The organism is Secundilactobacillus malefermentans DSM 5705 = KCTC 3548 (assembly GCF_001436395.1).
GTDB lineage: Bacteria > Bacillota > Bacilli > Lactobacillales > Lactobacillaceae > Secundilactobacillus > Secundilactobacillus malefermentans.
In genome coordinates, this window is sequence record NZ_AZGJ01000001.1 from 82,111 (window position 1) to 102,261 (window position 20,151).

Annotated in this window: 22 protein-coding genes and 1 tRNA gene; 18 read left to right on the forward strand and 5 right to left on the reverse strand. The window is 38.8% G+C overall.

The annotated features are described in order from the left end of the window. Window positions 1-36: 36 nt before the first annotated feature. Entirely contained in the window at window positions 37-813 is a 777-nt protein-coding gene (locus tag FD44_RS00460) for a GH25 family lysozyme (protein ID WP_010619657.1), read from the forward strand. Window positions 814-882: 69 nt separating this feature from the next. Here FD44_RS00460 and FD44_RS00465 read toward each other — a convergent pair whose 3' ends face one another. Continuing rightward, entirely contained in the window at window positions 883-1,254 is a 372-nt protein-coding gene (locus tag FD44_RS00465; protein WP_010619658.1) for a DUF4828 domain-containing protein, read from the reverse strand. A gap of 172 nt (window positions 1,255-1,426) precedes the next feature. On the opposite strand from FD44_RS00465, the gene FD44_RS00470 reads away from it, so the two are divergent. The 8 genes from FD44_RS00470 to map all read left to right on the forward strand — a co-directional run bounded on the left by FD44_RS00470 (window position 1,427) and on the right by map (window position 7,023). Next, entirely contained in the window at window positions 1,427-2,422 is a 996-nt protein-coding gene (locus tag FD44_RS00470; protein ID WP_010619659.1) for a Gfo/Idh/MocA family protein, read from the forward strand. A 16-nt stretch (window positions 2,423-2,438) separates the two neighbouring features. Then, window positions 2,439-3,755 carry a DEAD/DEAH box helicase gene (locus tag FD44_RS00475; RefSeq protein WP_010619660.1) on the forward strand — a complete coding sequence of 439 codons (1,317 nt, stop codon included), beginning with the start codon at window positions 2,439-2,441 and terminating at the stop codon, window positions 3,753-3,755. A gap of 49 nt (window positions 3,756-3,804) precedes the next feature. Further along, window positions 3,805-3,877 (forward strand) — tRNA-Arg (locus FD44_RS00480). A gap of 130 nt (window positions 3,878-4,007) precedes the next feature. Continuing rightward, window positions 4,008-4,460: a universal stress protein gene (locus FD44_RS00485; RefSeq protein WP_010619661.1), complete on the forward strand. Its 453-nt coding sequence runs from the start codon at window positions 4,008-4,010 to the stop codon at window positions 4,458-4,460. 265 nt (window positions 4,461-4,725) lie between these two features. Next, window positions 4,726-5,085: a hypothetical protein gene (locus tag FD44_RS00490; RefSeq protein ID WP_010619662.1), complete on the forward strand. Its 360-nt coding sequence runs from the start codon at window positions 4,726-4,728 to the stop codon at window positions 5,083-5,085. 6 nt (window positions 5,086-5,091) lie between these two features. Further along, entirely contained in the window at window positions 5,092-5,466 is a 375-nt protein-coding gene (locus FD44_RS00495; protein WP_010619663.1) for a matrixin family metalloprotease, read from the forward strand. Window positions 5,467-5,732: 266 nt separating this feature from the next. Beyond that, entirely contained in the window at window positions 5,733-6,212 is a 480-nt protein-coding gene (locus tag FD44_RS00500) for a helix-turn-helix domain-containing protein (protein WP_010619664.1), read from the forward strand. Between the two features lie 22 nt (window positions 6,213-6,234). Further along, complete coding sequence (gene map, locus FD44_RS00505; protein WP_010619665.1) at window positions 6,235-7,023, forward strand: type I methionyl aminopeptidase; 789 nt, start codon at window positions 6,235-6,237, stop codon at window positions 7,021-7,023. A gap of 24 nt (window positions 7,024-7,047) precedes the next feature. Here the strand turns inward: map and FD44_RS00510 are convergent, their stop codons facing one another. After that, window positions 7,048-7,458: a GtrA family protein gene (locus FD44_RS00510; RefSeq protein ID WP_225423043.1), complete on the reverse strand. Its 411-nt coding sequence runs from the start codon at window positions 7,456-7,458 to the stop codon at window positions 7,048-7,050. A gap of 10 nt (window positions 7,459-7,468) precedes the next feature. Further along, on the reverse strand, window positions 7,469-8,410 hold the full coding sequence (locus FD44_RS00515; RefSeq protein ID WP_010619667.1) for a glycosyltransferase family 2 protein: 942 nt from the start codon (window positions 8,408-8,410) through the stop codon (window positions 7,469-7,471). A 203-nt stretch (window positions 8,411-8,613) separates the two neighbouring features. On the opposite strand from FD44_RS00515, the gene wecB reads away from it, so the two are divergent. Next, window positions 8,614-9,726 (forward strand): non-hydrolyzing UDP-N-acetylglucosamine 2-epimerase, encoded by a 1,113-nt coding sequence (gene wecB, locus FD44_RS00520; RefSeq protein ID WP_162097564.1) that lies wholly within the window; start codon window positions 8,614-8,616, stop codon window positions 9,724-9,726. Between the two features lie 15 nt (window positions 9,727-9,741). Continuing rightward, window positions 9,742-10,743: a YihY/virulence factor BrkB family protein gene (locus FD44_RS00525; RefSeq protein WP_010619669.1), complete on the forward strand. Its 1,002-nt coding sequence runs from the start codon at window positions 9,742-9,744 to the stop codon at window positions 10,741-10,743. On the opposite strand, the gene FD44_RS00530 is transcribed toward FD44_RS00525, so the two are convergent. Further along, entirely contained in the window at window positions 10,740-11,186 is a 447-nt protein-coding gene (locus tag FD44_RS00530) for a flavodoxin (RefSeq protein ID WP_010619670.1), read from the reverse strand. The genes FD44_RS00525 and FD44_RS00530 overlap by 4 nt on opposite strands. Before the next feature lie 94 nt (window positions 11,187-11,280). Between FD44_RS00530 and recX the strand changes: the two genes are divergently transcribed. The 6 genes from recX (at window position 11,281) to FD44_RS00560 (ending at window position 17,621) form a co-directional block, all read left to right on the forward strand. After that, the gene (gene recX / locus FD44_RS00535) at window positions 11,281-12,084 is read left to right on the forward strand and encodes a recombination regulator RecX (RefSeq protein WP_010619671.1); all 804 of its coding nucleotides are present in this window, start codon (window positions 11,281-11,283) and stop codon (window positions 12,082-12,084) included. 85 nt (window positions 12,085-12,169) lie between these two features. Continuing rightward, window positions 12,170-12,718, forward strand: coding sequence for a nucleoside tri-diphosphate phosphatase (gene ntdP / locus FD44_RS00540; protein WP_010619672.1), 549 nt, complete (start codon window positions 12,170-12,172; stop codon window positions 12,716-12,718). Window positions 12,719-12,971: 253 nt separating this feature from the next. Then, window positions 12,972-14,117: an AI-2E family transporter gene (locus FD44_RS00545; RefSeq protein ID WP_010619673.1), complete on the forward strand. Its 1,146-nt coding sequence runs from the start codon at window positions 12,972-12,974 to the stop codon at window positions 14,115-14,117. Window positions 14,118-14,232: 115 nt separating this feature from the next. Next, window positions 14,233-14,643, forward strand: a complete 411-nt coding sequence (gene tagD / locus FD44_RS00550; protein WP_010619674.1) for a glycerol-3-phosphate cytidylyltransferase — start codon at window positions 14,233-14,235, stop codon at window positions 14,641-14,643. 73 nt (window positions 14,644-14,716) lie between these two features. Beyond that, window positions 14,717-15,583, forward strand: coding sequence for a hypothetical protein (locus FD44_RS00555; RefSeq protein WP_010619675.1), 867 nt, complete (start codon window positions 14,717-14,719; stop codon window positions 15,581-15,583). Between the two features lie 13 nt (window positions 15,584-15,596). Continuing rightward, window positions 15,597-17,621 carry a CDP-glycerol glycerophosphotransferase family protein gene (locus tag FD44_RS00560; protein ID WP_010619676.1) on the forward strand — a complete coding sequence of 675 codons (2,025 nt, stop codon included), beginning with the start codon at window positions 15,597-15,599 and terminating at the stop codon, window positions 17,619-17,621. A 79-nt stretch (window positions 17,622-17,700) separates the two neighbouring features. Here the strand turns inward: FD44_RS00560 and FD44_RS00565 are convergent, their stop codons facing one another. Then, on the reverse strand, window positions 17,701-18,129 hold the full coding sequence (locus FD44_RS00565) for a hypothetical protein (protein ID WP_010619677.1): 429 nt from the start codon (window positions 18,127-18,129) through the stop codon (window positions 17,701-17,703). 224 nt (window positions 18,130-18,353) lie between these two features. On the opposite strand from FD44_RS00565, the gene FD44_RS00570 reads away from it, so the two are divergent. After that, window positions 18,354-19,940 carry a peptide chain release factor 3 gene (locus tag FD44_RS00570; RefSeq protein WP_010619678.1) on the forward strand — a complete coding sequence of 529 codons (1,587 nt, stop codon included), beginning with the start codon at window positions 18,354-18,356 and terminating at the stop codon, window positions 19,938-19,940. Window positions 19,941-20,151: the final 211 nt, after the last annotated feature.

Below are 20,151 nucleotides of genomic sequence, written 5' to 3' on the forward strand. Positions count from 1 at the left end.
ATAGAGCAAAGATGTTTCGGGGGGTGAGTGTCGTTTATGGGCAAGAAAGTTCAACCTATATATGAATCAACGTATCGTCATCGAAGTACACGTCGTAGAACACGGATTTTGACAGTTCTGATTCTTCTAATTATTTTGATTGGTGGATTTTGGCTGTTTCAAAAGCACCAGAATAAGCAGTTGAGTCACTATCCAGTAAAGGGAGTGACGTTAAGTCAGGATGACGGCTATATTGATTTTCACCAGCTGGCACAAAAAGGTGTTAAATTTACCTATCTCAGAGCAAGTTCAGGAGCAAGCTTCATTGATGACCAATTTAGTAATTCATTTAGCCAGTTTCAAGGAACGGATTTGAAAATTGGCGTTTACCACATGTTCAGTTTTTCCAGTTCTGCATCAGCCCAATACGTAAACTTTCGTCGGGCAATCGGAAAGTCGGATGGCGTCCTTCCAATAGCTCTGCAAGTCAGCTATTATGGTTCGTATTCTGAAAACAGCATTAATCAATCGGCCCAACAGGTAAAATTAAAAAAACTGGCTAACCTCATTTCTACTCATTACCAGAGAAGTGTTGTTATTTGGACCACTGACTCAATTTGGCACACATGGGTGAAGGCAAGCGTTCCAAAGGCAGCCTTCTGGATGGCGGATGGCAAGTTAAAACGGACGAATGATCGGATGCCATTTATTGAATATAATCCCAAAGGCAAAATGACGTTAAGTGGCAGTGAACAACAGGTGTCACAGAGTGTCTTTACTGGCAATCAGAAGCAGTGGCGTAACTATCTAAATGCAATTACGAATACTAAATAAACAGAAAAAGCAGGCGTCTCGGATAAAGGTTACTTTATCCAGGGCTCCTGCTTTTCGAACGGTTTTATTTTATTTATCTGCAATCAAGATTAAATAATCCTGATTATCGGCTTCATCAAATAGGTGAGTGGGCTGCTTGTCATTTGCGGTTAAAACCAAGCGGTAACCGAACTTATCGATGAAGATTAACGATTCCTTTGTCATACTTTTCACGGTAACCTGCAATGGCTGGTGATCAATCTTCACCGACATGTCAGGACTAATTTCGAGTTGGTGGATACGATTATGTTGATCATCCACGTAACGCCAGGTTCCTGAATAAAATAGTGGGGAGACATCATCAGTTAGTGGTTCTTTCACGTGAGAACGATCACGTTTGGATAGGCGGCGTTTGAACTGGTCAAACAATCCGTGCCGTAATCCGTCATTATTGTTGTTCATATGATCATCCTCCCCTACAGAGCCAACTCTTCCACGTCAACTATAACATGATTATTTGACTGAGAATAGCAAACGGATTGTAAATTACTGTGAAAATGGTTTAAATACACTTTAGGTAAATTAACTGTTATCATGAAGTTAACGATTGTTAGCTAATTGGAGGGCATATTAAATGTTAAAATTAGGTATTATTGGGACAAATTGGATTACGCAACAATTTGTAGAAGCGGCAGCTGAAACAAAGCGGTATGAACTGGTTAGCGTCTACTCAAGAACGTTAGCAAAGGCCAAAGATTTTGGCAAAAAAAATGGCGCAACAAAATTCTTTGATGATTTGACTGAGTTCTTTAAATCGGACACGTTTGATACGGTTTACATTGCCTCACCAAATAGTCTTCATTTTGCACAGGCAAAGCTGGCCATAGATCACGGGAAAAACATTATAGTGGAAAAGCCTGCGTTTACAAACCAAAAGCAAATGCAGAAAATTCAAGAACTATTAACTAAAAATCCCAGTGTTCACCTACTTGAAGCCGCGAGAAATGTTCATACGAAGAATTTCAGCGCAATCAAAAAACAGGTTGTAGCGATGGATCGCATCCAAGGAGCCAGCTTCACTTATATGAAGTATTCTTCTAGATATGATCAAGTTCTGGCTGGTGAAACGCCAAATATTTTCACCCTTAAATTTGCCGGTGGCGCCTTACAAGATCTTGGTGTGTATACAGCATATGATGCAATTGCACTATTTGGGATGCCTGATGATGTTGCCTACTATCCACAGTTTATTAGTACTCAGGTTGACGGAAAAGGAACGGCAATCCTTCGATATCCCGAATTTGATGTAACCTTAAACTTCGGTAAGATTACCAATTCATTTGCTAGTTCAGAAATTTATGGTATGAAGGATACGATTGTCATTGACGATGCCGGCGAGTTAACGGACGTCCAATACCACGATGAAGATGGTAAGGTGACACAAATTGGTGACACGCCTGAAGGCAATCCAATGGTTGATGAAGCTAATGACTTTGCAGAGATATTAGAGGCGCCAGAAGCACCAAAGAATCGAGAAAACTATGAAAAATGGTTAAGTTTAAGTATTAACGTTAATAAAGTACTATTTAATTTACGTCAATCTGGTAAACTAGAATTTCCAGATGATTAATGATCGGAGCATATGAATGTTAGAACAATTTAAGGAACAATTTGAAAAACGCGGGTATGAAAAGCCAACTGCAATTCAGGAGGCTGTGTTTGAACCAATGAGTCAACATAAGAGTGTGTTAGGACTTGCACCAACGGGCTCTGGAAAAACGGTTGCCTTTATTTTACCCATTTTAGGTGAAGTGGTACCGGGGGATGGCAGTCAAATTTTGATTCTTTCACCCTCTCAAGAATTAGCAATGCAAACGACGAGTGTCATTCGTGATTGGGCGAAGTCGTACGATGTTAAGGTGCTGGCGCTAACCGGTGGTGCGAATGTTAAACGCCAAATGGAGCAATTGAGAAAACGGCCAGAAATTATTATTGGTACGCCAGGTCGAGTTCTTAACTTGGTGGAGGACCGTAAATTAAAGCTGCATCTAATGCAGACGATTATCATCGATGAGGCCGACGATTTATTAGCAGGTGAGACGCTAGAAACGGTTAGAAATACAGTTGAACAAGCACCGGCAGACGTTCAACTAGGCTTCTTCTCAGCTACGGAAACGCCAATCCTGCATGAATTACCAAAGTGGTTTGGTCAAGAGGTGGAAACCTTTGATGTCCGTTTGATAGATGATACTCAGGGACAAGTTGCACATGATTTGCTTCAAATATCACCTAAAAAACGCGTAGAATCACTTAAGAAACTCTCAACGATGGAAAACTTTCGAGCACTTGTTTTCTTCAATCAAATGAGTACGTTAAAGTATGTCGTTAGCCGTTTCCGGCATGAACACGTTGCCTTTGCTGAACTGACAAGTGATGCACGACAGGTACAGCGAGAAAAGGCCCTAAAAGATTTCAGATTAGGCAGGGTCAAGTTACTTTTGACGACTGATGTGGCAGCTAGGGGACTAGATATTCCTAAGCTACCGGCAGTTGTGAACTTTGACCTTCCATCAACTCCTAATACCTATGTTCACAGAGCTGGACGAACAGGTCGAATGGGTGAACCAGGGTTAGTGGTTTCAATGGGAGACGATCATGATTTGCGTGATTTTCGACACCAAATGGCTAAAAGTGATTACGAATATAAACGAGTTTACTTCTTTAAGAAGGCACTAGTTGAACGAATTCCAGATCAGCCCAAAGCACGAGTTGAGGCCAGCACCACCAACTCAACTTCTACACCAACTGGTCGGGAAACCCATAAAGGGGCAGAGCGTGCTAAGCGAGAACCATATAGCTCTGCTAAAGTAGTTGAAACGCCAATTAAGAAAAAAGGGCACAAAAAGCACCAAAAAAATAAAGGGATGCGGAAGAAGCGTCGTGAACAATCTGACAAAGTGTAGCTTTACTTTCGTCTGAATCCATGCGAAAATATTGTTTGGATTCAGTTTTGTTCCCATAGCACAACTGGATAGGGCACCCGCCTCCTAAGCGGCTGATCCCGGTTCGAGTCCGGGTGGGAACATAAAAGGGCATTACGCAAATACGTAATGCCCTTTTTGGTGGCCTAATCTTGCTAAATTGTAATGTCTGAATGAGAAAGCTGGTATAATAAGCGTAGAGAAAATCACGTCTTAAGAAACGAGGTTGATGACATGTCAGAGATACCAAATTTTGATCCCAAACAAGTCCATAGAATTTTGGTTGGGGTGGATGATTCACCAGATGCTCAATTAGCTTTTAGGTATGCAATGAACAGGGCGAAGCAAGATTCAGCTGAGCTATTTATTTGTTCGGTCTTAGAATCAGATGAAATGAGTGTTTACCAAATCATGAGCAAAGACTATGTTCATGGTAAACGAGGTGACCTTGAAAATCACTTGGAAGATTATCGAAAGTTGGCTGAAGGTTTCGGCGTTGAAAATGTTCGAACCGTCATTGCGGAAGGTGATCCTGGAGAGACAATCGTTAAAAAGGTTATTCCCGCAGTCAATCCGGATTTACTTGTTGTTGGATCCTTGTCCAAGGATGGGGTTCGTAAGTACTTTGGTAGCCAAGCAGCCTATATGGCTAAATACGCACCAATTTCCGTTATGATTGTTAGATAAATACTTGTATAGGAATTCACAAAAAGACAAAATGAAAGCGTTTGTCTTTTTTTGTATGTAATTATTGAAATAATAAGCAATAATTAAAAAAACGCATTGACAAAGTAGAGAATAAACGTATAATAGAAGCCATGCTTGAATTGTCAATTATCTAGGGAAACCACTTTGGTTTATGATTTTATCAACTTAAGTAAAAACGATTGATTAGGGAGTCCGATGAGGGAGCATTGGACTTTCTAGTTATTAAATTAAAGGAAGATTTTTCTTGATAAAAAGTTTTAACTCCCGAAACGTTACTCGTTTCCTATTTTTGCTGTCTGTTTCCCTAATGAGCCTGATTTTCATTTTTTCAACCCGAGCATCTGCTGCAAACATTGACTTAACTTCATATACTGCCAAAAATCTACTTGTTGAGACACGAGTTGATGCCATTAAAAAGGTAAAATTATCCACTGCTAATCCTGCATTACCAGCAGGAAGTTCCAATCCAAAGATTGATGTTTCAGCTTTAACACCTATGCAGGTCAATCATGGCAGTCATTGGTCAGTACGAAAGATTACGTATAAGTTTGTTGGAATGTCTGGTAAATATAAATCAGCCTATAACTACGCGATAAAGAGCTGAAACAATGTGCACGTTGTTAAGTTTGTATCGAGTGGTTCTGAGAAACCAGATATCTACCTTCGTCAAAAGTCATTGAAGATTTTGGGCGATTATAGTTCTGGAAAAAATGTTATTGGATTAACGTATACATCATATTACAAGTCAAGTGATACGTTAGTTAAGGGTGCAACGAGTTACCTTCTAACGGATAATATTAAGAAGTTTCATATTACAAATGGAAATCTCAGACGCACGGCGATTCACGAGTTAGGTCATGCAATTGGGATGAAGCATAATTCAAAGCGACCATCAATTATGTATCCATATATCAGTAACAAGATATCTATTTCTAGTGGTGATGTGAAGGCCCTTTACAACACTTATCATAACTTATCATATTAATATAACTTTTAAGCAGTGATGAAAATGTCACTGCCTTTTTTTATTTAAGAGACAAAGTAGCTGATCAACATGTCGAAAGTACCGACTGGAGACAAAGAGACAAACATTTTTTATCTCTAAAATTTTTTTAAAATTGATCAAAATGAAAAATGATGCGAGCTGGATGGAGAAGTGTTTTCAAAATAATCATGATAAGTGGTAGAAAGTAACAAGCGATGCATTTTTGTGATATAGTTTTAGGTGAACTGTATGAAAGGATGAGGTCGGTGGACAAATTTGAATACTTCCAAGAAAGCATTGAGAATCCATTAACTGAAATTATCAACGTTCACTCACAGGATGACAATTTTAAGCGTCAATGGCTAGAAATTCATGTAAAAAGTCATGAAGTTCAGCATGCAATTTCTAAACTTTCGCAGATGAGTTTAAAAGTGTTAAGAACAATTGGCGAACAAAAAATTATCAGTGAAAATGAACTTGTTAGTCAATTAGGCTTTGCAGAAGGTGTAATTAATAAATCAGTTAAGATGTTAATGCACGATGAAATTATTAATAAAGTGCAATCAACCGCTCACCGACAAGACGTCCCGTTCCAATTAACAGCGATTGGGCGTGAAATTGTCGCGGCTGAAGCTGAGATGGATGTTATCATTGATAAGCAGCACCGAGAAATGGTCAAAAACTATTCAATGGAAGAGTTAACAATCGTTTCTAAATTTTTGTTGGATTTAAGAAATAATCACTAAATATTTGAGAGAAGGAATCTATTTGATTACGTTAAAATCACCACGAGAAATCGAGGGGATGCGTCGAGCAGGCGCTGTATTAGCCGGGATGCACGTAGCTTTGAGAGATATTATTAAGCCCGGTATTACGAGTTGGGAAATTGAACGGTTTAGTCGAAAGTGGATCAACGAACACCACGCTAAGGCTGAAGAAATGGGCTTTGAAGGCTATAAATATGCCACCTGTGTTAGTATCAATGATGAAATTTGTCACGCTATTCCCAGAAAAGATGTTCTGTTAAAGGATGGCGATTTGGTCAAGGTTGACACAGTTATCAGTGTTGATGGCTATATGGCAGATTCAGCATGGGCCTTCGCTGTTGGAACGCCTAGCGATGAAGTAAAAAGATTGATGAAGGTTACCAAAAAGGCACTGGATTTAGGAATTGAACAAGCCGTTGTTGGTAATCGGATTGGCGATATTGGTGCCGCTATCCAAAAGTATGTTGAAGATGATAACGGTTATGGCGATGTTCGTGAATATGTTGGTCACGGAATTGGACCTACAATGCATGAAGAACCCAACGTTCCTCATTATGGGAATGCCGGTCACGGATTACGATTAAAGGCTGGGATGACGATTACAATTGAACCCATGGTCAACGTGGGTGGCTGGGAAGCCGATGATCCAGATGAAAAGGACGGCTGGACCGTTAGAACCCTTGATGGAAGTTTGAGCTGTCAATATGAGCATACTTTAGTCATTACGGACGATGGTCCCGAAATTCTAACGTCACAGGATCCAGAGTTTTTAGCAAAATATTTAAAATAAAAAAATGAACGCCATTTTTGGCGTTCATTTTTTTGATTTAAAGATAAAATATTTAGAAAAAATGTAATTTGAAGCAATGACAACAACTTGATCCAGAATCTTCACAAGTAATGCATCCCAGCCTAGAAGGGAAATACCAACCGTCATAATTGCTTGATCCAAAACTAATGAAGCAATTCTGAGACCGAAGAAGAGAAATAACTCCTTAAAGACCGCATTCCAATTATCATAGTGAGAATTGAAAACCCAAAGCTTGTTCGTAACGTAGGCAACGATTACAGATGCAAACCAGGCGATGATGTTGGCAATTTGATAGTTCATCACGTAATTGCAAAGGTCGAAAACAACGATGTTGACAAGCGTTGTAATGCCGCCAAAGAAAACGTAAGTAATGATGTCATGGTATTTATACCAAAGTGATTTAAGATTATCCAACATTTCGCCCCTATTTTTGTTCCTTAATAATGTACTTTGGTCGATGCTTTGTTTCTAAGTAAATTTTACTAATATAATTTCCCAAGAGCCCAAGACAGAATAATTGAATACCGCCAAGTAGTAGAACAATTGAAACCAGTGATGCCCAGCCTGCAACCGAACCACCTACGATTAAAGCTCTTAACACAACAAAGATGAGGCCAAATATCGAGAGTAGGAATGATATTGCGCCAATCCATGTGGCTAACTTCAAGGGGACATCAGAAAAATCGATAATTCCTTCAAGTGAATATTCTAGTAGCTGACTCATTGACCAGTGAGTTTTTCCTGCAGCACGTGGCTGGCTTTCGTATTGGATATAAGTGGTCTTGAATCCCACCCACGCGAAAATTCCTTTTGAGAAACGATTGTACTCAGGGAGAGATAACACTGAATTTACCATTTGACGGGTCATTAAGCGGTAATCGCGAGCATTGGGTTCAATCCGAACATTCGAAACCCAGTTAACGACTCGATAAAAAGCACTAGACAGGAAGGCACGAACTTTACCTTGACCAGCTCGGTCATGCTGAATCGTGCCAACACAATCATAGTTTTCAGTTTCAATTAGTTTAATCATTTTTGGAAGTAACTCTGGGGGATCTTGAAGATCAACATCCATAACGGTTACTAGCTCACCAGTGGTAGCAGTTAGGCCTGCCGCAAGAGCTGCTTCTTTTCCAAAATTTCGTGAAAATGAAATAAAATGGACATTTTGAGATTCGCGACTTTGTAAGTCTTGAAGTATTTTTAAAGTGTTGTCCGAGGATCCATCATTTACGAACCAGTATTCTGGCTCATATGGCATGTTTGAGTCATGCATTTGTGTAAAGACTTTTTCAACCTCATTATAAAAGAGGTTAATTGATTCCTCTTCGTTGTAACATGGCACAACGATACTAATGGTACTCATTTGAATCCGCCCCTTTTGTGTTCAATTAACAAACATCATGTCCTATTCTATCCAATATAATATATTTAATAAAGCTAAATGAGAGTAAATTAATGTATTTGAAACTTCTTTGAAGCATTAATGCCAATATTTATGGCGGCAGCCAAATGGTCTCTGAAGATTGGGTCTGCTATAATAAGAGAAAAGACTATAGGAGTTATTTTATAATGGCAATCAAAGTAATGTCCGTTTTTGGGACTCGTCCCGAAGCAATTAAAATGGCACCAATCGTGCTAGAGCTGCAGAAAAATAAAGCTGATTTCATACCGATTACGGTTGTCACGGCACAGCATAGAGAAATGCTGGATCAAGTTCTTGAAATTTTTAAAATTAAACCTGACTATGATTTAAATATTATGAAACCAAATCAGTCACTTAGTCAAATTACCAGCCGAGTGATGTTGAAGCTTGATGACATTCTTGAAACCGAAAAGCCAGATATTGTTTTAGTGCATGGCGATACAACAACGACATTTGCTGCAAGCATTAGTGCCTTTTACCATCAAACAAAGGTGGGACATGTGGAGGCAGGATTACGAACCTGGGATAAGTATTCACCTTATCCTGAAGAAATGAACCGCCAACTGACAGACGTCCTTGCAGATATGTATTTTGCACCAACTGATTTAAGCCGTGCTAATTTGATTAAAGAAAATCACGACGCTCAAAATATTGTGGTCACTGGGAATACAGCGATTGATGCTCTTAAACAAACCGTTTCTGAGTCATACGATCATCCAGTGTTAGGTCAAGTTGCTAAGGGAAACAAACTAATATTGTTGACGATGCATCGGCGAGAAAATCAAGGTGAGCCAATGAGACGGGTTTTCAAGGCTATTCGTCAGGTAGTTGACGAGCATCCAGACGTTGAGGTTGTCTACCCAGTTCATCTAAGTCCAGTAGTTCAAGAAGCTGCAAAGGCAGAGTTAGGCGAAGATCCAAGAATCCACCTGATTGAGCCTTTAGATGTAGTGGATTTTCATAACATGGCAGCCCGAAGCTATTTTATTATGACTGATTCTGGCGGCGTACAGGAAGAAGCACCATCCTTAGGGAAACCTGTTCTTGTTTTACGAGATGAAACCGAACGGCCTGAGGGAGTTGACGCAGGTACGTTAAAATTAGTTGGAACGGATCCTGAAAAAGTTCGATCTGCAATGATGGAATTACTCACAAATCACGAAGTTTATAAAGAGATGGCGGATGCGAAAAATCCGTATGGCGATGGTCATGCTGCAGAGCGAATCTTAGCTGCCATTAAAAAACAATTTAGTTAACGAGAGGAAATTGTCATGTGGGAAAGGCTTAAAAATCAAACGAAGGACCTTATCCAGATTACAATTAAACACTTTAAAATGGCCAACGTGTCTGATTCGTCGGTCGTTTTGGCGTACTATACCTTACTTTCAACCTTACCAATCCTATTGGTGATTGGGAGTATGCTACCGTACTTCAATATTAGCACAAGTCACATCATGTCATACGTTAAGCCAGTTATCCCGACAACGGTTTTCAACACCCTAAAACCAATTGTTGATTCATTTTTAGGGCAGGGGGGTAGTGGCGTTCTGTCGATCGGGATTGTGGTGACACTATGGTCGGCAAGTCGGGCTATTGCGGCGTTTCAACGAACGGTTAATTTAGCGTATGGAATCAAGAAACCCAACGCCATCCTCAATCGACTAATTTCATTTGTTTGGACGTTACTATTAATTGTTTTTCTATTCTTAATTATGGTGGTCTTCAGTTTTGGACAATTAGCATTAGAAGGGCTTCGAAATTTCGTTGAGATACCGGGCTATATTACGAATACCTTTGCTAACATTAAGTGGCCCTTATCGATGCTAAGTGTGTTTGTGCTGTCCTTACTTCTTTTTTACTTTGTGCCTACCGCGAAAGTAAAGTGGCGTTACGTTTGGCCGGGAGCAATTGTTACGACTACGGGCTGGATACTGTTGTCACAACTGTTTACCGTTTATCTCCGTTATTTTGCAAGAAGTATTACTGGTTACAAGACTATTGGAACCTTCATTGTATTGATGTTCTGGCTAAATTATCTTGGCGAAATATTGTTGATTGGAGCAGTCATTAATTCAGCGGTTCAGGAGTTGTTTACTGGTCAAATTGAAGAGCAAGATTTAAATTTTTCAAGGCTCATTAATCGAACTCGGGCGCAAACGGTTAAGTTTAGAAGGAATAATCGAAAACAAGCACCCGTTCCGACAAAAAAGAAGCCCATTCAACCTAAGCAGGTTAAACGGACTCCGGTTAAGAAACCACAGAAACGGATCTAGTTAATTTTAGAAGCTAACTCATTTGTAAAGTGATCAAGGGCGTCAATGTCTTTTTCGTCGGGTTCAAGGTTAATTTTAACGGCATTGCTACCTTGATTTGCGCCGGCTTTTTTAAAGGCGTCCGCAAACTTATCAACTGCAACGTTGTAATCATCTTCATAGAAAACATCACCGGATCCGGCAACGCCAAAAATCTTACCTGAAAGGTCTAATTCCTGTAAGTCTTCGAAGAAGTCCATGCCTTCTTCAGGAAGTGCACCCTCATCGTAAGTGTATGGACAAATAACGCAAATATCGACGTCACTAAAGACGGTTACATCTGTTTGAGAAATTTCGGTCTCAGTAACATCGATTCCTAAGTCTTCAAATTGTTCAGTGATAATGTCGGCAACATCTTCGTTATTGCCAGTAATCGTTGCGTATACTACATGTGCAGTTGCCATTTAGTCATCCTCATTCTTTCAATTTCTACGCTATGAAGTATAGCAAAAATTTGGTCAATTGTGAATTTTTGGCTATTAATTAGGAGGGGTTTAGTTGAGCAAGGTTATTTCAAAAATTGAGACGCAAAAACGTAAAGGTAGATATAACGTCTACGTAAATGATAAATATGCCTTTCCAATTAGCGAATCAGTCATGATTAAATTTAGAGTTTTCAAAGGGATGGAATTGACTGACGACTTGATTGCGGAGCTAACCAAGGCGGATGAGGTTTCCAAGGCGTATAATCGAGCACTCGACTACATTGCATCACAACTTAGATCAGAAAAGGAAGTCAGCGATAAACTTTTGGGAATTGATATTTCACCAGAGGTTATTGAACAGGTTTTAAAAAAACTGCGTGAACAAAATTTTGTAGATGATACGAACTATGCTGAAAGTTATGTTCATACGCAGGTTCGATTGGAAACAAAAGGTCCCAGAACAATAACAACCCATTTGCGTCAAAAGGGAATTGGAGAGATAGATATCGAAAAGGGACTACAAGATTATCCAGAAAAAGTTCAGGTCGAAAATGGACTCAAACTTGGTCAAAAATTAGCTAAGCGGTATGAAAAAAATCCGTTATCAATGATGAATCAGAAGATTCGACAAGGGTTAATGTCGAACGGATTTGGTGGGGATGTCGTTACCCAAATAATGAGTGAACTCGAAGTAAAACCTGATATGGATAAGCAAGCAGAACTCCTTCAAAAGCAAGGGGAGAAAAGCTGGCATCATTTTCGCGGTGAACGCGAGGGAACGCGCATCATGAAAACGAAACAAGCGCTGTTTCGTAAAGGCTTCACAATGGAAGACATTAACGGGTTGATTGAGAAGCTTATTTCTAGCGGCGATTAGCCAAAAAACTACGCAATAATCCGAATATCTGATATAATGTCAAAGAATTGTTAATTACCCGCTATACGCAGAAAGCAGGGTTATGATGGCGCGTGAAGTTAAGGGACCTAGAGAAGGTGACTTTGTAGCTATAAAAAGCTATAAGCACGATGGCAGCTTACATCGAACTTGGCGCGATACGATGGTACTTAAAACAAGTGAAAATGCCATTATTGGGGTAAATGACCATACATTGGTCACCGAAGATGATGGCCGCCGCTGGGTGACTAGAGAGCCCGCAGTCGTCTATTTCCACAAGCACTACTGGTTCAATGTTATTGCGATGATTCGTGATAATGGGATCTCTTATTACTGTAATTTAGCTTCACCATTTGTTCTGGATAAAGAAGCTTTAAAGTATATCGATTACGACTTAGACGTTAAAGTTTTTCCAGATGGTGAGAAGCGGCTATTGGATGCTGATGAGTATGAAGATTTTAGTAAACGTTGGAATTATGGACCCGAGATTGATCGAATTTTAAAGGGCAACGTACTAACGTTGGTCGATTGGATTAATAATAAAAAGGGCCCGTTTTCAGAAGAGTACGTAAATCTATGGTACAAGCGGTATAAAGACCTTTCGCAACATAAGTAAGCTGTCCATTTATATCATTACCTTCAGGTCGAAAAAGCGAGATTTTTATAGTCTCGCTTTTTGTTTTGCAAAAATAGCCCTATTTTTGAGAGTGATATTAATGGTATTTTAGGACTAAATCAGTCAGATTAATTTCCGTATTTTAAAGGGTAAGAGGAACAGGTTGCACATTTATAAGATGGGCAACCTTTTTTTCGTGGGAAAAGTAAGGTCAGTATTGTATAATAAGCCCTAATTAGTTCAGGAGAGGGGAATGACGTTGTATTCAAGAATAAAAAATTCACCCATGATGTTTTGGTCGTTGGAAATCCTGATTGTTGTGGCAGTTATTTGGGCTTGCACGAAAATTAGCTTCTTATTTGCGCCAATTGGCACATTTTTCCAAGTGGTTTTCATCCCAATTTTGTTAGCAGGAATTTTATATTATTTACTAAGTCCAGTTGTTCGGCTACTCGAAAAAATCAAAATACGAGGAAAACATATTAGCCATACGTGGTCAGTTACCGTTGTATTTCTTGTATTATTAGCTGTTTTGATTCTTGGCTTAGTTTGGCTCTTACCACGATTAATCCAGCAAGTTGCAAACATGATTTCAAATATACCGGCTTTGGCTTCGACAACTCAGGACTTGGTTGAGAAAATGGCCAATCAACCGTGGTTAAAAAATGTTGATTTGAGTCAGTATATGAATGAAGTTGAAAAATCGGCATCCTCTTATGCAAGTAGTTTTTTAAATAAATTAACTGAAAGTATTGGGACTGTTATCAGTACCATTACGAGCTTTGCAGTTGTGGCAATTACGGTACCCGTAATGTTGTTCTACATGTTGAAAGATGGGCATAAGTTTTTACCTTCAATCAAAAAAATAATTCCAACTCGCCATGCGGATCAAACGATTGACCTGCTGTCTAAAATGAGTAAAACGATTTCTAAATACATTGGTGGGCAAATTATTGAGTGTCTATTCGTTGGGACGTTCACGGCCATTGGTTATGTTTTGGTTGGACAAGGGTACGCACTATTACTTGGCGTTTTTGCGGGTATTTGTAACATCATTCCGTATGTTGGGCCCTACATTGGCATTCTACCGGCCTTAATCGTGGCATTTGGAGATAGTACTTTACAAATTCTTTACGTAGTTATTGTTGTTTTGGTTGTGCAGCAAGTGGACGGCAACGTCGTCTATCCAAACATCATTGGAAAGACACTTAAAATTCATCCACTAACGATTATTGTGATATTACTGGCTGCGGGGAACATTGCTGGTTTAATGGGAATGATATTGGCAATACCGTTATATGCGGTTGTGAAGGTAATGGTTCAATATTTCTATAACATTTGGCAACTGCAGTCAGAGTCTAGGAAAAGTGAACCTGAAAAGCCTAAAGAAAAAGCATGATTTTTTAAATTTTGTTGACCTTAGAGCTAAATATGCTAGTATTTATGGTGTTGTGATAAGAGTGTCAATTCATGATATAATAAGTGTATTAATTTATAATTAAGCAGGAGATAATATGAAAAAAGTAATTACTTATGGAACCTTTGATTTACTACACAAGGGCCACATTAGATTGCTCAAGCGCGCAAAAGCTCTTGGCGATCATTTGACAGTATGCGTTTCATCAGATGAATTCAACGCTGAAAAAGGGAAACGTGCTTATACTTCATACGAAGATCGCAAGTATATTTTGGAAGCAATTCGCTATGTTGATGAAGTAATTCCGGAAACTAACTGGGATCAAAAAATAAAGGATGTGCAAAAGTACGATATTGACACGTTCGTTATGGGTGATGACTGGGAAGGTAAATTTGATTTCTTGAAAGATTATTGTGAAGTTATTTATCTTCCAAGAACTGAAGGAATTTCAACAACTAAGATTAAGCAGGACCTAGGATTGCAAGATAAAAAAGACTGGAAAGAATAGAATAACTGAATGAACGCTTAATATCCCCAGTCACGGCTAGGGATATTTTATTATTTTCATGCGGAGGCAAATAATGAATCAAGCAGTATTTTTGATAACGTCCTTAAACGGTGTGCAAAAAAATCGGTTAAAAAGAAAAATTAAGCAATTATTGGATCGTAATTATGAAATTAAGGTTGTATTGGCACTTGTAAATATGTCTGGAACTCGTAAGGCACGAGAACTTTTCAATCAAGCCTTTAAAGAAAAGCAACTCGCTAAGATTAATGTTCAAGATTTAAGCGAAATATTTGCGTCCAAACCTGGAATTGCCCTACAAGGGGATGAAGCCGTGGTCGTTGATGAATCATTAACTAAGTTTGAGTTTAAGATGACTGATCAATTGACCGCTACTCGGTTTATTCAGACTGGAAATATTAAAGCTGAAAAAATAGTGAACGCAACGAATGGTCATCTGGTAAGAGTTACCCAATTTAACGAGAGCCATCAGCCTTTCCGTAGTGCTAACTATAATGCAGATGGAAAATTAATTAGTCTGAATTATTTTAATCAAGGACGATTAGAAGAAAGTCAGCTGCTAAACCAAAAGGGTGAAGTTACTTTCCAATTCATTGATCAAAGTTGCCAGCAACAATTGACATATAGTTTAGGTAGCAGTTCAGTCATCAAGTTGCCTGCAGCAGTTCGTTTAACTAACGACAATGAGTCAAATAATAAAGTAGTGGATAGTCAGATGGAAATCGTTTCTCAATTTAGCCAGGAAATTCGAGATTTCGAAGTGCTGGATAATGAGACATTTGAGCAATATCAAGACGTCTTTAAGTTTTACATCATGGTGCTTAAGCAGTGTGCAGATTCTAATGCAGATTTTTATGTTGATATGGATGACAACATTAGACTAGCAACTTATTTATCAGAACAACTGATTTTTAATTATTAAGGAGCCGTTAATTGTGCGAGTAATACTTTCAGATTTACGTCAGTTAAAACAAGAACAAGAACTGGAATTTGAACTGATTGATGTGCCAAGCCCTCTTGAAAAGTTAACGGTAAATTTTCTTGAAAAGAGTAGCCTAGCATCAATTAATATACCGGTTACTAAAATGGACCAGGATAATATATTTAGGATAAAAATTAATCCAATAAAATTTGAATTTGAAAATAATGGTCAAAGTGAATTTAATTGGCAAATTTACCTAAGTTTCACCAATTCAGATAATGATTATATGATTCAGGTGGAAAGTGAATACCTGAGTGATCGCCATCAAACCTCACTAGAGAGTTATATTCAGGCGAGCGCCGATAGTGCAGAAATGGCAGTGTTGAATTTACATACCCATCAATCAAAGATGGCTTTCACGGCCAGTGCAGCCAATTTATCTGAAGATCAACTACAGATTACGGGTCATCGATTAATTGATGGAATTCCCTTGGAAAACATGAAAATGATTCTTCGCGGCAAAGATACAACTAGCCATATGGAGTACCCGATTGAAAAGAGTGGTCTTAAGGGTTTATTTATTGCGAGAATACCGCTGAAAGATATTCCATCTGATTCGATTCAAGAAATATATATTCAATTTAACTATGATGGTCAACTTTTAGAGCAACGAATCATGCTTGCAAAAACGCTGGCTGGTCAAAATATTCAGGCTCAGCTTACCAAGGAACAGGTCTTGATGTTAGATAAGAGCTTAGATAACGGACTATTAATTAAGAGCTTTCCCGCACCAACATTCAGTGAAAAATTAGCCACGATTCCGGAAAAGGCTGCTAATGGTGCACAAACGGGACGCGACCTCATGGAAAAAGTAAACTTGGTGCGCTTACGGAGATTATTTAAACGTGGACACCGGCCATTTGATCAATCTACTATTATTTTTGAAAGCTTTGGAGGACGTCAGGTTAGTGATAGTCCATACGCAATCTATAAGCTATTTAAGGAATTATATCCTGGATTTAATTTCATCTGGTCGATTGATCGGAGTCAGAAGGCGTTCTGTAAAGAGAACGGGATTGCTTACATTATTCGACGAACCGCTAAATGGGTCCGCACATTGGAAAAAGCGCAATATTGGATCAGTAATGCCCGTTTTCCTTCTTGGGTAAGAAAGCCAAATTACCTGACTTATATTCAAACTTGGCATGGAACACCTCTGAAAAAATTAGGATTGGACATTGAAAATGTGTCGATGCCTGGTACGACAACGGCGAAGTATCACGTGAACTTTGTGAAGGAAGCAAATAGATGGGATGCATTGGTCTCACCTAATGATTATTCCACACGAATCTTTCGTTCGGCGTTTGGGTACAATAACCAAATCTTAAAAGTTGGATATCCTAGAAATGATGAATTAATTAATTCTTCAAAAGATGATGTCCGTGAATTGAAAATTAAGCTTGGGATACCGTTAGATAAAAAAGTTGTCATGTATGCTCCGACTTATCGTGATAACCAATTTGCTGCGAAGGGTAAATACACATTTGAGCTACCATTTAGCTTGTCTGACTTTAAGAAAAAGTTTGGCGAAGATACGGTCTTGATTTTAAGAATGCACTACTTAATTTCGAACGCGTTAGACATTAGTGATTATCAGGATTTTGTTTATGATTACTCAAGTTATCCAAATATATCGGATTTGTATTTAGTCTCAGACATGCTGATTACAGATTATTCATCAGTATTCTTCGATTACGCCTATTTGAAACGACCAATTTTATTTTATCCATATGATTATCACTTGTATAAGGATGAACTACGGGGCTTTTATCTTGATTATGAACGGGAACTTCCTGGTCAGATTGCCCAAAATGAATCGGAACTTTTAGACGGTATTCAAGCTGGATTAGCAAATTCAGATATGGCTGAAAATAAGAAATTCATGAAGTTTTACAAACGCTTCTGTGCCATAAATGACGGATTAAGTTCACTTAAAGTTGTGAACTATGTAGTCCATCAAATTGAGAAAAATAGTTAATAAAAAAGCCCTTGATAATGGCATAAAATCCATTATCAGGGGCTTTTCGGTGGGCTTAATTTTAAATAGCGTAATCTAGTTAATCTAATTTAGCATGACTTTTAATTTGATGGATTAAGATCTTTTGCTCATCTGGATTATCAGTTAGTTTTTGAACTAAGTCAGTTGAAAATTTTGTGTAGGATGTTTTTTTAGTTTGAAGGTTGCTTGATTTTTTAGCAGTCTTAGTTAGGGCTATCGTTGAAGCACTAAACTTACTGGCTTTTGCAAGATAGACAATATTATCTTCTGCTTGATTTTCCTTTTGCGAGCTATGGGAGTTCATTGCAATCTTCATATTTTTGACATAGCTGGTTACTTCGTAATAATCCGCTTTCTTAAGTGGAACGCCTGCATATGATTTGAAGAAAGTAACCATAATGATAATTGAAATGAGCGAGATTAAAGCACCAATCATTATAAAACCGATAGGGCCAGTTTGGGAGGTGTGTTTTCGCTTCCGTATCAAAAAGCCCACCGCACCCACTGCAAGGATAAAAAGCCCTATTATTAAGATTGATTTTAAAATATAAATTTGAGTATTTGCAAAGATAATATCACCCGATTCGTTTTAATGTTTCTAGTTTAGCATAGGTCGTTAAAATATCAGCGAGAAAAGTCCAGTTTGTGGTACAATACAAGCATTGTGATTGAATATCGAGTTTCGGTTTTGACCGAAAAAAGGAGACTAACATGAGTGAAGTTAAATTAGCAGACGCTGTGAACTCAAGAAGAACGTTTGCCATCATATCTCACCCTGATGCGGGGAAAACAACCATTACGGAACAATTATTGCTGTATGGAGGCGTTGTCCGAGAGGCGGGGACTGTTAAAGCCCGTAAAAGTGGCAACTTCGCTAAATCGGATTGGATGGAAATCGAGCAAAAACGTGGTATTTCTGTGACAAGTTCGGTCATGCAGTTTGACTATGAAGGCAAACGAATTAACATTTTGGATACACCAGGACATGAGGACTTTTCTGAAGATACCTACCGAACCCTAATGGCCGTGGACTCAGCTGTCATGGTTATTGATGCTGCTAAGGGAATTGAGCCCCAAACAAAGAAGCTTTTCCAAATATGTAAAATGCGAGGTATCCCGATTTTTACCTTTATGAATAAGATGGATCGTGATAGTCGCGAACCAATGGATTTGATTGGTGAATTAGAGGAAGTTTTGGGGATAGAAGCTTACCCTATGAACTGGCCCATTGGGATGGGTAAAGAATTAAAGGGACTATATGATCGCTACAATCACCAAGTTACACTATTTAAATCTGGCGAGGGTGCAAATGCCGATTCAGATCATTTAGCTCTTGATGAAAATGGTGATTTAAGTGATGACGAGGAGCTAAAACAGGATTCTTGGTATCAAGACGCTCGCGATAATATGGAACTCATCGAAGACGCTGGGAATTCATTTGATGAAGATAAGATTATCTCTGGCGATCAAACACCAGTTTTCTTTGGGTCTGCGTTGGCGAACTTTGGCGTGAAAACGTTCCTCGAAATATACTTGAAGTATGCGCCACGACCGGCTGCCCATAGCACGCAAAATGATGGTGAAATTGAACCTACTGACGAAAACTTTTCAGGATTTGTCTTTAAAATTCAGGCGAACATGAATCCTAATCATCGAGATCGGATTGCATTTGTGAGAATTTGTTCTGGCAAGTTTACGCATGGGATGGACGTTACCTTAGAGCGAACGTCAAAAAAAATGAGACTTTCAAACGTCACTCAGTTTATGGCGGATACGCGTGAAAACGTCGATAGTGCAGTTGCCGGTGACATCATTGGTCTCTACGATACTGGAAATTACCAAATTGGCGATAGTATCTATACTGGCAAAAATGATGTTAAGTTTGATAAATTACCACAATTTACGCCGGAAATATTTGTCAGAGTTTCCGCAAAAAATGTGATGAAGCAAAAATCATTCCACAAAGGGATCCAACAGCTAGTTCAAGAAGGGGCGGTTCAGCTCTATACATCATACTCAACTGGTGATTATATCTTGGGAGCAGTTGGTCAACTTCAATTTGAAGTTTTCCAGTTTAGAATGAAAAATGAATACAATTCCGATGTTATTATGGAACCAATGGGTACCAAAAAGGCCCGATGGATAAATCCGGATCAACTTGATGAAAAGATGGGATCAAGTCGAAATATTTTGGTTAAAGATCGTAATGGAGATCCGTTATTCCTATTTGAAAATCGATTTGCTGAAAATTGGTTTAAGGATAAGTATCCGAACGTTGAGTTATCAGAAAAGTTGTAAAAGAAGGTGTGACAAAAGGTGGTTAGCTTCCGAGCGTAGCCTAGATTAACGAATAATCCCGTACCTGGATTGTTTGTTAATCGTAGTTAGGCGTAGGGAGTTGCGACTTACACTTGCCGATCTTTGGCTTAGTGCAATCGACAACGACACGAAGTTAGTGCCTTTTGGAGCCTGATTAGGAAAAGTAATAGTAAAAAGATGTGGCCGAGAC